We start from the raw sequence: 12,443 nt of genomic DNA on the forward strand, positions 1-12,443 counted from the left end.
TGCAAAACTGTTCCCATACGCTTGCACGTTCGGTGCGTTGTAGGGTCGTTGTCATTGCTAATGAGTCCGTAAAACTACAAGTGTGTTTGTAGAAAATGAAACGGCTAGGTTTGATTGCCTAACCTGTGTACAATCCTAAACTTTTGGTTGCGTTTTGTAAAGCAGGTCTTGGATTTACTTAAGATTTCTAATGGCGAAGACGGAGTATTGCGCTTTTGTCAGGACGACTATGACGCAATATCAAGGGTTTCAAGAATCTGAGCGGGCGATCGCCCTCCATCTCGATCTGTTACAAACCTTCGTTACATTGTCTGGAAGTGCCTCAAACTGCCTGTCGCTGGCAGATCTACCGGGCGGCCGCGAGTTGATAGACTTTTGGATGAGCCGTGGTCGTCACTACGGGAGATAACAAAAACTGGGCGTTTGGCGGATTTTGACCGTCTGCGCCAGATGAGAAACTTTTGGGAGGATTATGAACATTGCGGTGGTGGGCCTGAGTCATAAAACAGCCCCAGTAGAAGTTCGAGAAAAGCTGAGCATCCCCACGCCCCAAACCGAAGCGGCGATCGCCCAGCTTTGCGGCTATCCTCACGTCGAAGAGGTGGCCATCCTCAGCACCTGCAATCGGCTGGAAATCTACATCGTTGCCAGCGAAACCGATAACGGCATCCGCGAGGTCACTCAGTTTCTATCGGAATACGGCAAGGTTCCCCTGCAACATCTGCGCCAGCATTTGTTTGTGTTGCTGCACCAGGACGCGGTGATGCACCTGATGCGGGTGTCGTCGGGGCTGGATAGCCTGGTGCTGGGTGAGGGGCAAATTTTGTCGCAGGTGAAGCACACCCACAAGCTGGGGCAGCAGTGCAACGGCATTGGGCGCGTGCTGAACCATCTATTCAAAAAGTCGGTGGAGGCGGGCAAGCGCGTCCGCAGCGAAACCAGCATTGGCACAGGCGCGGTATCCATCAGTTCCGCCGCGGTTGAACTGGCGCAGATCAAAGCGCAAAACCTGGCCGCAAGCCGTGTTGCGATTCTGGGCGCGGGCAAAATGGCGCGACTGCTGGTGCAGCATCTGCTGTCCAAAGGGGCGCATCGAATCGCCATTGTGAACCGTTCGCTGGCAGGCGCAGAAGAATTAGCCAAACAATTCCCCGATGCACACCTGCAACTGCACACGCTAGACAAGATGGGTGCGGTGATCGCCGACTCTGACATCGTGTTTACTAGCACGGCGGCAACGGAGCCACTGCTGGATCGGGCCAAGCTGGAAGCAATGATGGAGCCGGGTCAGCACTTAATGCTGTTTGATATTTCCGTGCCGCGCAACGTCGATTCTGATGTCAACGATTTGCCCCATGTCCATGTCTTTAATGTGGACGACCTGAAGGCAGTGGTGGCGCAAAATCAGGAAAGCCGCCGTCAGATGGCGCTGGAAGCCGAGGCGCTGCTGGATGAGGAGATTGAAGCCTTTAACAACTGGGTGCGATCGCTCGAAACCGTTTCTACGATTAAGTGCCTGCAAGACAAGATGGAGAGCATCCGCACCCAGGAGCTTGAGAAGGCGCTGTCTCGCTTAGGCCCAGAGTTTGCCGACAAGCACCAGGGCATCATCGAGGCGCTGAGCAAAGGGATTATTAACAAAATCCTGCATGACCCGATGGTGCAACTGCGGGCGCAGCAAGACATCGAGGCGCGGCGGCGGGCTATGGAAACCCTCTGCACCCTGTTCAACCTGGAGTCGGAAGGGCAGTCGAGCCAGCAGTTTAGCTAAGCGCCTTTCACTGGGGCCAGTTGCTGGGAGTGCCGCCTAGGTTGCGGGCGATCGCCCTGGTATTAGCCACCATCATGTCTACATAGCTCTCCGCGCCGCTGCCTCTCCCGCCAATGGAGTCGGCGTGGAGTTCTGTGTCTGCCAGGGGCACGCCTGCTTCCTCTGCAACGGTATTAATCAGCCGGGGATTAATCGCAGTCTCAGCAAAAATTGCGGGTACGTTTGCCGCTTTTACTGCGTCTGCCAGCCGTTGCAGGGTTTGGGCGCTGGGCTGTTCTTCTGTGCTGATGCCGATGAGCGTGCCTAGCACCGTCAGCCCATAGGCTCTGGCGTAATACTGAAAGGCATCGTGCGTCGTCACAAGCTGACGCTGGCTGGGCGGAATAGTCTGGATTTGCTGCGTGATCCAGCCGTCCAGTCGTTCCAGCGTGGCAACCAGATCGGCGGCATTTTGCGTAAAGGTGGCTGCGTCTTCCGGCGACAGGCGAATTAGCTCATCTCGAATCGCGTTCACCATTTGGATGGCATTTTGCGCGTCGCCCCAAACGTGCGGATCGGGTACGGTGCTGCCTTTTTCCGCTAGCTCCAGCGGGGGCACGACTTCGCCCACAGCGACCCTGCGACCCCGCACGCCGACCGACTCCGCCAGTCGGATCAGCCCCGGTTCCAGGTTATAGCCGTTGTATAAAATCAAGTCTGCGTCTTCTAGCCGCTGCGTGTCGCTGGGCACAGGTTCGTAAACGTGCGGGTCATCTCCCGGCTTGAGGATGCTGACCAGGGCGATCGCCTCGCCGCCGACCTGCTGCGTCAAATCTGCCAGGATCGTGTTGGTCGCCACAACGACTGGTTTTTCAGAATTCCCCGTTTGCACTGGGGGCGTGCGGCAACTGTTTGCCAGCCAGCCGAGGGCGATCGCCCCCAAAACAGTCACCGCTGCCCGCCGCCCCAGCGTCCAGGAAAAAATCTGCGTTCCAGGGTTTTGCATCACTCGCTACAGTGCTTTCATAGTCTTTTCATTTTTCACTCTACCCGATTTCATAATTGATTCATAATTTCGGGTATGATGATCCCAGAGGCTTTTCATAATTGCCTCATAATTTCGTGTCTAGTATGGGATGTGCAGCTTTGCTGCTCTCCCTCACCCTTTTCCTTCTGGTGTATCGAGGGCTTCAAGCCCTCTCCCGCGCTGGGCTGGGGACTTCAAGCCTCTTTTGCTCCCCTTCTCCCGGCTTGGGCTACTGTGTGCAGACCTCTCGATGGTTTGCGTCAGGCTCCGAAAGATCCCCCTAAATCCCCCTTATTAAGTCCCCCTTATTAAGGGGGACTTCCGAGCTAGTTCTCTCTGCTCCCCTTCTCCCAACTTGGGCTACTGTGTGCAGACCTCTTGATGGTTTGCGTCAGGCTCCGAAAGATCCCCCTAAATCCCCCTTATTAAGGGGGACTTCCGAGCCAGTTCTTCCTGCTTTGGGTCACTCCGGGATCAGTTTCCCCCTTGTTTAAGGGGGGTCAGGGGGGATCACAGCATCGCCGCTCAAGCCTAGAAGATTTTGTCGTACACAGTAGCCCGACTTGGGAGAAGGGTTCGGGGATGAGGGCAGATGGAAAATTGCACATCGCGTATTTATCCCTTTCAGGAATATTTGCCCAAATTGCCCAAATTACCAAAGTCTCTGAATCCCTCAAACTCCAACTCCTGACTCCTATGACTCGCCTCACCATCGACCATCTCACCGTGAACTACCGCGACACCCAGGCCTTGCGGAACATCAACCTGACGCTGGAATCGGGGCAACTGGTGGGCATCTTTGGCCCCAATGGCGCGGGCAAAAGTACGCTCATCAAAGCCGCGCTGGGGCTGATTCCGACGGTCACCGGGCGCGTGCTGTCGGGCGATTCGAGTAGCGATGCTTCTAGGGATCGCCCGCTCACCCACCAGCTCGATCGCGTCGCCTACGTGCCGCAGCGATCGCAGATTGACTGGAGCTTTCCGGCGACGGTGTGGGACGTGGTGATGATGGGCCGCACCCAAAAAACGGGCTGGTTTCAGCGCTATTCTGCGGTTAGCCGCCGCATTGCTGCCGCTGCACTGGAGCGCGTGGGCATGGCCGCCTATGGCGATCGCCGAATCGGGTCTCTTTCTGGCGGGCAACAGCAGCGCGTGTTTCTGGCGAGAGCGCTGGCCCAAGAAGCCGACCTGTTTTGCTTCGATGAACCCTTTGTCGGCGTAGATCAAACGACGGAAGCAGTGCTGTTCCGCATCTTTGGCGAACTTGCGGCCGACGGTAAGCTTGTCCTGGTAGTCAACCATGACCTGGGCGAATCGATCGCAAACTTTGACCAACTCATCCTGCTCAACCGTGACCTGATCGCCGCCGGCCCGCGATCGCACGTCCTCACGCCCGAAAACATGCGCCGCGCCTACGGAACCTTGGTACAGTTCTTCTCGCAAGCCGCATAATTGTCCCCTTAATCGTGTGCTGCATCTGCCTTGCGATCCTGCCGTTACGCACGAGATTCCGTTACGCACGAGCGCTTGATGCGTCTTCACTCCTAAACCCCTTTCATCTGACCCCTTTCATCTGCCCCCTTTCAAATGTGGGATCTCCTGCTCGACCCGCTCAGCTATAGCTTTATGCAGCGATCGCTCTTGGTGGCGGTCATCGTCGGGGTCATTTGCTCGGTGGTGGGCAGCTACCTGATGGTGCAGCGGCTGTCGATGCTGGGCGATGCCATTAGCCACTCGCTGCTGCCCGGATTGGCGATCGCCTTTTGGCTAGGCATCAACATCTATGTGGGTGCGTTTGTGGCAGGAGTGCTGAGTACGGTGCTGATTGCCTGGATTCATCGGCGATCGCCCATCAAAGAAGACGCAGCGATGGGAATCGTCCTATCGTCCTTTTTTGCGCTCGGCATCACGCTGATTACGCTAATCCAAAAAGAAAACAAGATTGACTTAAACCATTTCCTATTTGGCAATATTCTCAGCGTTACGCCAGGAGAAGTCCGCGACACAGCCCTGATAGCCGTGCTGGTGCTGGCCTGCGTGGTGCTGCTTTACAAAGAGCTACTGTTCTACAGCTTTGACCCCCTGGGGGCGCAGGCGGCAGGACTGCCCGTTAACTTGCTCAACTTGGGGCTGATGCTGCTGATCGCGCTGACGGTGGTGGCCAGCATGAAGGCCGTCGGCGTAGTGCTGGTGTTGGCGCTGCTGATCACGCCAGGGGCAACAGCCTATCTCCTCGTACCGCGATTTCATCAGGTTATGGGGCTAGGCGCTCTGCTGGGAGTGGTTTCCAGCATCAGCGGCATGTACCTCAGCTACTATTTCAACCTGCCCTCTGGCCCGGCGATTGTGCTGGTGGCCTCGGTGCTGTTTTTCCTGGCGCTGCTGTTTAGCCCCAGCCAGGGCATTTTCACCCGGACGCGAGCGGGGACAGGGGGCGAGTCAGGACTGTGGCGTGAGATCAAAGCACTCTGGAGTGGGCTAAAGTCTCGATAGTTAGCAACCTCGATAATTAGCAACAATAGTTAGCAGTACGCCTGTTCATCCAGTTTGGGCAACTGACTCTTGGCTTTCAGCCCAAACCGCAGATCCAGCCTAGAAAACTGGTGAAAATTGGCGCTGCGGATCGGTTTTTCCCAAGACAGTTTTGGAAAGTGTCTGGCTGGATAAAATCTGCTGCATCAGTCCTCTTACGATGCTGTTCAAGAACCTGAATCGTAAACCTGAATCGTAAGGAGAGAACAGCAATGACGAAGGCAAAGGATTTGATGGTTTCCCCCACGCACAGCTCTGCTTGGGTAGTGCAAACGTGGGCAGCATTTATCATCTCGCTGGGAGCGACGAGTCTGGGGATTTGCTACTTACCTGTGAATGGCTGGGTGAAGGCCTACTTTGGCATGGGATTGGCCTTTACGGTCGGGTCTACCATCAGCCTGTCGAAAACGACCCGCGATATTCACGAAGCGCAAAAACTGGCGGCACGGGTTGATGAGGCACGGGTAGAGCGGCTGCTGGCGGAGCATCATCCGCTGAAATAGTCTGTCAGGAACCGTCTGCTCGGTGAAAGGCAAACTGGGTGAAAGGCAACCCACAAGTGCAAAGCCCGGAGCAAGGCGAAGGGGTCTTGCTCCGGGCTAGATTTTTGTCTTGATGGGCAATTTCGATGATTCGCGGATTATTCGCGGACTATTCGCAGACTATTTGCGGATTATTCGCGGCCAATTCCGATAATCCAGGTGCCAATGTAGCGACGGAGGGGCACGTCTCCGGTTGCTCGAACCAGCGCGTTGAAATAGAATGTGCCGCCGTTTCGGGGATTTCGCACGTTTGACAGAACAATCTCGACGCGGGAACCCGCCGGAACTGGCTCGGTGGGGTAAATCGTAATTTCACGAGTTTCGCGATTCCAGATCACTTCGTTCAGCGGAACCGACTCTCCTCTCACCCGCAGTTCAATCCGATTCTCGTCGAACGTGCCCTGGTAGGTATCGGGATAGGTCACTGTAAACTCGTACACGTCTGAGCGCATCTTTTGGCGAGAAATCCGCAGGCGGTATCGATCCGTCTGAAAAGGTCTGCCGTTAAAGTCCAACCGATAGTTCAGTTGATTTTCACGCTCTACACCGCTGAAAATCACCAGGCCCGGCAGTCCTTGGGCGTGAACCACAGGAGCTAGTCCCGCTGCTACACATCCAGACACCGCCACTGCCGAAAGCATTCGGAGAATTGAGGACTTAGACACCATAGCTCTGCGTTTGAGTAACATGACTTCTCGAACCATCACTAAACTTTACCGTTTAATGCTCCTCTCAGGATACACTACGCTTCTCGGATTCCGAGGCGGAGGCATCAGGATGCAGGGCATCAGGCAGTGTGGACGAACCAGTTCCTAAAAAGTGCCCTGGCAAAGGAGGCTCGTTTTTCTAGGGAAAATGCGTTTTTAGGAGGGGTTTAGGGCCTGCTCTGGGCGATCGCCCTCGACCGACTTCCTAAATATGTTTAATCCAGATATGTTCAAATATTTCAAAAAATATTTCAAAACACATCCAGATGTTTACATTCTTTCCAGAACTCCTGGAGTTTTTATAGGCTAGAGGGTGAGTGCTTCTTGGCGCTTGTGTTTGGGTTGATGATTTGAGTAATCACAAACTGAGTAATCACAAACATTGAGTCATTCTCATGAGGGGAAAATTTCATCGTTCATAAGCGATCCATAAATTAACCTGAAGATGAGCCAGTTCTAGTTCAGAAGCTTGTAGGATGCGAATTGAAGCTTGGTGAGTTGCGAGTCAGCAAGTTATAGGGCACTAGACTCGTTGCAAAACGCTAAAAGTGCTAGTTGCCAAGCTGCTAGTTGAAAGGTGCCAATCGAAAGTCCCCAGAAAGATGTCCGTTTGTGGGTATGAGGTCGGTGCAATCCTGATTAGGTGCTGCCAATCTGTTCGGAGTGGCGCAGCGAAATTTCAGGTTGAGCAAGGGACTGAGGCGATCCAAGCTATCTGTACAGCGTTATCTGTGCAGTATTTGCGAACTGTGCGGTTTGTGTCGATTGCCATGTTGCTGTTGGACTTTGTGTCCCAAGCTTTAAGTCATGCTTTCAGTCTTGAAGTCTAGATTAGAAACCAGTCATTAAAATTACAGAATTTCATTCTGAAAATTTCATTCTGAAAATTGCAGTTTGATTGCAGGGAGGGGTTGCGTCTGAGTTTTTAATTCAGCGCATTTTTTGTGAGGTTTTCAGAATAAACAGCGGTTACTGAATCATGTCATCCAGGAGAATGAATGAAGATAGCAGTTGCAAAGGAAATTGAAGTTGGAGAACGTCGAGTTGCGCTTGTGCCCGATGTGGTTGGGAAACTGGTGAAACAGGGCTTGGAAGTGTGGGTCGAAGCGGGAGCAGGCGACCTATCTCATTTTTCTGATGCAGCCTATGAGTCTGCCGGAGCGAAGGTTTTGAACGATGGGGCGCGGCTGTGGGGCGAAGCAGACGTGGTGCTGAAGGTGAGTCCGCCGCGAGAGCGAGAAGATGGACAATCCGAAATTGACCGTCTGCGTTCGGGTGCAGTGCTGATTAGCTTTTTGAACCCGCTGGGGGAGCCGTCCCGCATTCAGCAGCTTGCTGAGCGAGGGGTTACAGCAATCAGTATGGAGATGATCCCCCGCACAAGCCGTGCCCAGAGTATGGATGCGCTGTCGTCCCAGGCGGGTGTGGCGGGGTATCAGGCGGCGCTGCTGGGTGCAGCGGCGCTACCCAAGTTTTTCCCGATGCTGACGACGGCGGCGGGGACGATTCCACCCGCGAAGGTGTTTGTGATGGGGGCGGGCGTAGCAGGTTTGCAGGCGATCGCCACCTGTCGCCGTCTGGGTGCCGTGGTAGAAGCCTTTGACATTCGTCCAGCGGTGAAGGAAGAAGTGCAAAGCCTGGGGGCGAAGTTCGTTGAGGTGAATCTGGAAGAGGATACCGTGGCCGAGGGCGGCTATGCCAAGGAGATTTCGGAGGCGGCTAAGGCGCGATCGCGCCAGGTCATCACCGAACACGTTAAACAAGCTGATGTGATTATCACCACGGCTCAAGTGCCGGGCAAAGCTGCGCCCATCCTGCTGACCGAGGAAATGGTCGCCCAGATGAAACCTGGCTCCGTAGTGGTCGATCTGGCCGCCGAGCAGGGCGGCAACTGCGCCTGCACCGAACCGGGCAAAGACGTGGTGAAAAACGGTGTGACCATTATGGGCCCGATTAACCTGCCGTCGTCGCTGCCTATTCACGCCAGCCAGATGTATGCCAAAAACCTCACCTCGCTGTTGCAACTGATGGTGAAGGACGGCGAACTGGCGCTCAACTTTGAGGACGATATCATCGCCAGCGCCTGCGTTGCCCACGGGGGCGAGATTCGCAATGAGCGCGTGAAGGCAGCGCTGGCGGCGGCGTGTGAAGGCGTAAGGGGATGAGGAGGATTCGGTTCCAAGTCCCTATCCTCCTATGCTCTACGGCTCCAGCAACGGCTCCAGCAACGGCTCCAGCAATTTTTAGTAATACGGGAGAAAACGGCATGGCAGACAGTCTAATGATAGGACTGGTGGTGTTTGTGTTGGCTTCGTTTGTCGGGTTTGAAGTGATTAATAAAGTGCCGCCGACGCTGCACACGCCGCTGATGTCGGGTTCCAACGCGATTTCTGGCATTGCGGTGGTGGGGGCGCTGCTGGTGGCGGGCAGCGGCAACGGAACGGTGACGACGGTGCTGGGGGTGGTGGCGATCGCCCTGGCCACCGTCAACGTGGTCGGCGGATTTCTGGTGACCGACCGGATGCTGCAAATGTTCAAGAAAAAAGAGGCACGGAGCTAATGAACAACACCCTCGATAGCTTATTGCTCAATGGCATCCAGCTTGCTTATTTAGCAGCCGCCTCGCTGTTTATTGTGGGTTTGAAACAACTGGGATCGCCCGCCACAGCCCGACGGGGGAATGTGCTGGCGGCGGTGGGGATGCTGGTGGCGATTGCCGCCACGCTGCTAGATCGCGGCATTATCGACTACACGCTGATTGCAGTGGGCATCCTGATCGGCTCGGCCGTGGGCGTGGTGATGGCGCAGAAGGTAGAAATGACCGCCATGCCCCAGATGGTGGGCTTGCTCAACGGCCTGGGCGGTGGCGCATCGACCCTGGTGGCGATCGCAGAATTTTGGCGACTGATGGGCACAGGCGAGGCGCTGCCTCTGGGAAGCGTGCTGACGATTATCCTCAGCGTCTTTATCGGCGGCATCACGCTCACGGGCAGCCTGGTCGCCTTTGCCAAGCTGCAAGAGTTGTTGAGCGGCGTGCCGATTATCTTTCCGCTCCAGCGGTTTGTCAGCCTGGGCCTGGTTGGTCTGTTTTTGGTGGGTAGCGTGCTGCTGATTGCAGAACCAAACGATCCCACCATCTTTTTGGTGCTGGTCGCCATTTCGCTGATTCTGGGCGTGCTGTTTGCAATTCCCATCGGCGGCGCAGATATGCCCGTGGCAATCTCGCTGTTGAACTCCTTTTCGGGGCTGGCCGCCAGCGCGGCTGGGTTCGTTTTGTCCAACAACATGCTGATCATCTCTGGCGCACTGGTGGGCGCGTCGGGGATCATCCTGACGCAGATTATGTGCAAAGCAATGAACCGATCGCTGCCCAACGTCCTCTTCAGCGCCTTTAGCAAGGCAAAGGAAAAAGCGGCGGGTGGTGCAGCAGGGGCGATCGCCGACAAGACGGTTCACTCGGTCGATACCGAAGAAGCGGCGATGATGCTGGGCTATGCGCGGTCGGTCGTCATCGTTCCTGGCTATGGCATGGCGGTGGCCCAGGCGCAGCACGCCGTTCGGGAACTGGCTGACCAGCTAGAGCGGCTGGGCGTGGATGTAAAATATGCCATTCACCCCGTTGCCGGACGGATGCCCGGTCACATGAACGTGCTGCTGGCAGAGGCCAATGTGCCCTATCCCCAGCTTTACGATATGGACGCGATCAACCCTGAATTCGAGCATACCGACGTGGCCCTGGTGATCGGCGCAAACGACGTGGTGAACCCCGCCGCTGCCCACGACACGGAAAGCCCAATTTACGGAATGCCGATTTTGGAAGTGGAAAAGGCAAACCACACCATCGTGATCAAACGCGGCATGAATAAAGGGTTCGCGGGTGTCGAAAACGAACTGTTTTATCAAGACAAAACGCTAATGCTGTTTGGCAGCGCAAAGGATGTCGTGACGCAACTCGTTGCTGGGGTAAAGGAACTCTAGTTAGGGCTGTAGGGTCAGGGACTCAGGTCTTGGAAAGCTGAGAGTGGCTATGTTTTAGCCTGTCGCCCTTGGCTTTTGTCTTGAATCACTCAACCCAGTGTGGGAAGCTGAACCACGGCTCTCCCACATTTTTATTGGCTCTATAACTACTTTTCTTGCGCTACAACCTTTTTGCTCTATAGCCGCTGCTAGCCAGTCCAATTGCCTCGATGCCCTTTAGCCTTGATCGCTTTTACAACGCGCTTCCGGCGATCGCCCATGCCAACGTTTCCAGTCCCCCAGACCTAGCGGGGCTGAACGTCCAGGTCTACGAGGTGCTGGATTCCACTAACCGGGCCGCTTGGGCGCATCTGGCCCAGCATCCCGCAGATGAGGTCGTGGTCATTGCCGAACAGCAGCGGGCAGGGCGTGGGCAGTGGGGGCGGCAGTGGCAGTCGCATCCGGGTGGCTTGTATCTGTCCTGGGGCTTTCGTCCGTCGCTGCGGGCAGAACACGCGCCCCAGATTACCCTGTGGAGCGCTTGGGGTGTGGCGATCGCCCTGCGTCAGGCGGGTGTACCCGTGCGGCTTAAGTGGCTGAATGACTTGGTGGTGTTGGGCCGCAAGCTGGGGGGCGTGCTGACGGAAACGCGGGTGCAGCAGGGGCACATTAGGCAGGCTGTGGTGGGCGTGGGGCTGAATTGGGCGAATCCTGTACCGGAACCGGGTATTAACCTGAACACGCTGCAAGACCAGGGATATGCCCTGAAAATTGCGTCCCTAGAAGACCTGGGGGCGATCGCCCTGCAAGGGCTGCGGTTAGGATACGCATCCTGGCAGCAGCGTGGCACCGAGGCACTGCGAATAGAATACGAAGCGCTGCTGAGCAACTGCGGGCAGACAATTACCCTGGTGGGGGATGCTGAAACCCCTGGCGAAACTGTAGAAATCGTAGGGATTGGCTTAGACGGGCAACTGCGCGTCCAAGCAAACCATGCCTCTGGGCTTTCAGAGCGTCTGTTGCCCCCTGGCAGCATCCAGTTGGGCTATCCAGCGGGAACTTGTTCTGAAGACTGACGGTCTAAGGCGGCGGGGCGATTCCCGCAGGGATCGCTTTGCGAATCGTCCGATTGCGAATCATCCGACTTGTCCTGAGCAATTGCTCTGGCGGGTGAAGAATCTCCAGGATGCCGTGGCTTTGGCGGTCTTCAGCGGTGATTCGCGCCATTCATTAGATAGATGTTCATTAGAAAAGTGGGCAACCTGTATAGGCGGCACTGGGAAATTACATAGATTTCGCTGTGGGGATTGGCGGAGTGAAGCAATCTGAAACTGGGTCAGGCAACACGCAGGAATTCTGGCACTCCCAGCCGTCTGTAAAGCATCCCGACGACAGCCAGTCCGCTCTGCTCTATGTTAAGAAAGGACAATATTGGTGTCCTTGATACGAAATTTATATGAATTGATGAAGTCGTCATCAAGCTCAGTTTTACTTCCATGAGGATCACGGATTGTTGGTTAGGATTGTTTACGAAGTCGTGCAGAGAACCGCAGGTTTAGACTGCTGAGCGTCGCCCTCGCGCGCCACGGTGCAAAAAATGGCGGAAACTGCTGATTTCTCAAGGCTTGTTTTGTCAGGACTCGGTTGGCGCGGAATCAGCGGAATGATTTGTCAGGACTCGCACTTGGCAGGATTCGCATTTGTCAGGACTCGTTTGTTAGGAATGGTGATGACTCAGAATCGGAACACTACCTCTGCAAAGAACTCTTCCGCGAAAGTGGATAGCGTGCGCCACTCCCTGTCGGTGGTTTTAGGATTGAGCATTCTGGGCAGCACCGGAATCTTGCCAAGCGCAGTGGCGATCGCCCAGACGGCAGACAGTGCCGATGAGGTTCCCAGCGCCCAAGAGTTGCTCTCGCCGCCCCCGC

12 protein-coding genes are annotated in these 12,443 nt (G+C 55.5%); 9 read left to right on the forward strand and 3 right to left on the reverse strand.

All coding sequences use genetic code 11. The features are described 5' to 3' along the window. Positions 1–229: 229 nt before the first annotated feature. The gene (locus IGS51_RS04045; RefSeq protein WP_297076231.1) at positions 230–409 is read left to right on the forward strand and encodes a hypothetical protein; all 180 of its coding nucleotides are present in this window, start codon (positions 230–232) and stop codon (positions 407–409) included. Positions 410–472: 63 nt separating this feature from the next. Continuing rightward, positions 473–1,771 carry a glutamyl-tRNA reductase gene (locus IGS51_RS04050; RefSeq protein WP_297076234.1) on the forward strand — a complete coding sequence of 433 codons (1,299 nt, stop codon included), beginning with the start codon at positions 473–475 and terminating at the stop codon, positions 1,769–1,771. A 7-nt stretch (positions 1,772–1,778) separates the two neighbouring features. On the opposite strand, the gene IGS51_RS04055 is transcribed toward IGS51_RS04050, so the two are convergent. After that, positions 1,779–2,756, reverse strand: a complete 978-nt coding sequence (locus IGS51_RS04055) for a zinc ABC transporter substrate-binding protein (protein WP_297076236.1) — start codon at positions 2,754–2,756, stop codon at positions 1,779–1,781. 717 nt (positions 2,757–3,473) lie between these two features. Between IGS51_RS04055 and IGS51_RS04060 the strand changes: the two genes are divergently transcribed. The 3 genes from IGS51_RS04060 to IGS51_RS04070 all read left to right on the forward strand — a co-directional run bounded on the left by IGS51_RS04060 (position 3,474) and on the right by IGS51_RS04070 (position 5,812). Next, entirely contained in the window at positions 3,474–4,229 is a 756-nt protein-coding gene (locus IGS51_RS04060; protein WP_297076239.1) for a metal ABC transporter ATP-binding protein, read from the forward strand. 135 nt (positions 4,230–4,364) lie between these two features. Beyond that, positions 4,365–5,270 (forward strand): metal ABC transporter permease, encoded by a 906-nt coding sequence (locus IGS51_RS04065; RefSeq protein ID WP_297076242.1) that lies wholly within the window; start codon positions 4,365–4,367, stop codon positions 5,268–5,270. Between the two features lie 251 nt (positions 5,271–5,521). Continuing rightward, entirely contained in the window at positions 5,522–5,812 is a 291-nt protein-coding gene (locus IGS51_RS04070; RefSeq protein ID WP_172358454.1) for a YiaA/YiaB family inner membrane protein, read from the forward strand. 170 nt (positions 5,813–5,982) lie between these two features. On the opposite strand, the gene IGS51_RS04075 is transcribed toward IGS51_RS04070, so the two are convergent. Continuing rightward, a complete protein-coding gene (locus IGS51_RS04075; RefSeq protein WP_297076245.1) occupies positions 5,983–6,519 on the reverse strand; it encodes a DUF2808 domain-containing protein in 537 nt (178 codons plus the stop codon). A 1,037-nt stretch (positions 6,520–7,556) separates the two neighbouring features. Here IGS51_RS04075 and IGS51_RS04080 point away from each other — a divergent pair. The 4 genes from IGS51_RS04080 to IGS51_RS04095 all read left to right on the forward strand — a co-directional run bounded on the left by IGS51_RS04080 (position 7,557) and on the right by IGS51_RS04095 (position 11,591). Beyond that, positions 7,557–8,723 carry a Re/Si-specific NAD(P)(+) transhydrogenase subunit alpha gene (locus tag IGS51_RS04080; protein WP_297076248.1) on the forward strand — a complete coding sequence of 389 codons (1,167 nt, stop codon included), beginning with the start codon at positions 7,557–7,559 and terminating at the stop codon, positions 8,721–8,723. Between the two features lie 101 nt (positions 8,724–8,824). Next, the gene (locus IGS51_RS04085; RefSeq protein WP_297076250.1) at positions 8,825–9,118 is read left to right on the forward strand and encodes an NAD(P) transhydrogenase subunit alpha; all 294 of its coding nucleotides are present in this window, start codon (positions 8,825–8,827) and stop codon (positions 9,116–9,118) included. Next, positions 9,118–10,536 carry an NAD(P)(+) transhydrogenase (Re/Si-specific) subunit beta gene (locus IGS51_RS04090; protein WP_297076252.1) on the forward strand — a complete coding sequence of 473 codons (1,419 nt, stop codon included), beginning with the start codon at positions 9,118–9,120 and terminating at the stop codon, positions 10,534–10,536. Before IGS51_RS04085 ends, IGS51_RS04090 begins: the two co-directional genes overlap by 1 nt. A gap of 209 nt (positions 10,537–10,745) precedes the next feature. Continuing rightward, positions 10,746–11,591 carry a biotin--[acetyl-CoA-carboxylase] ligase gene (locus IGS51_RS04095; RefSeq protein ID WP_297076255.1) on the forward strand — a complete coding sequence of 282 codons (846 nt, stop codon included), beginning with the start codon at positions 10,746–10,748 and terminating at the stop codon, positions 11,589–11,591. Positions 11,592–11,595: 4 nt separating this feature from the next. On the opposite strand, the gene IGS51_RS04100 is transcribed toward IGS51_RS04095, so the two are convergent. Continuing rightward, the gene (locus IGS51_RS04100) at positions 11,596–11,742 is read right to left on the reverse strand and encodes a hypothetical protein (RefSeq protein WP_297076258.1); all 147 of its coding nucleotides are present in this window, start codon (positions 11,740–11,742) and stop codon (positions 11,596–11,598) included. Between the last annotated feature and the right edge of the window lie 701 nt (positions 11,743–12,443).

It is taken from the genome of Thermoleptolyngbya sp. M55_K2018_002 (genome assembly GCF_015295965.1).
Taxonomy (GTDB): Bacteria; Cyanobacteriota; Cyanobacteriia; order Elainellales; family Elainellaceae; genus Thermoleptolyngbya; species Thermoleptolyngbya sichuanensis.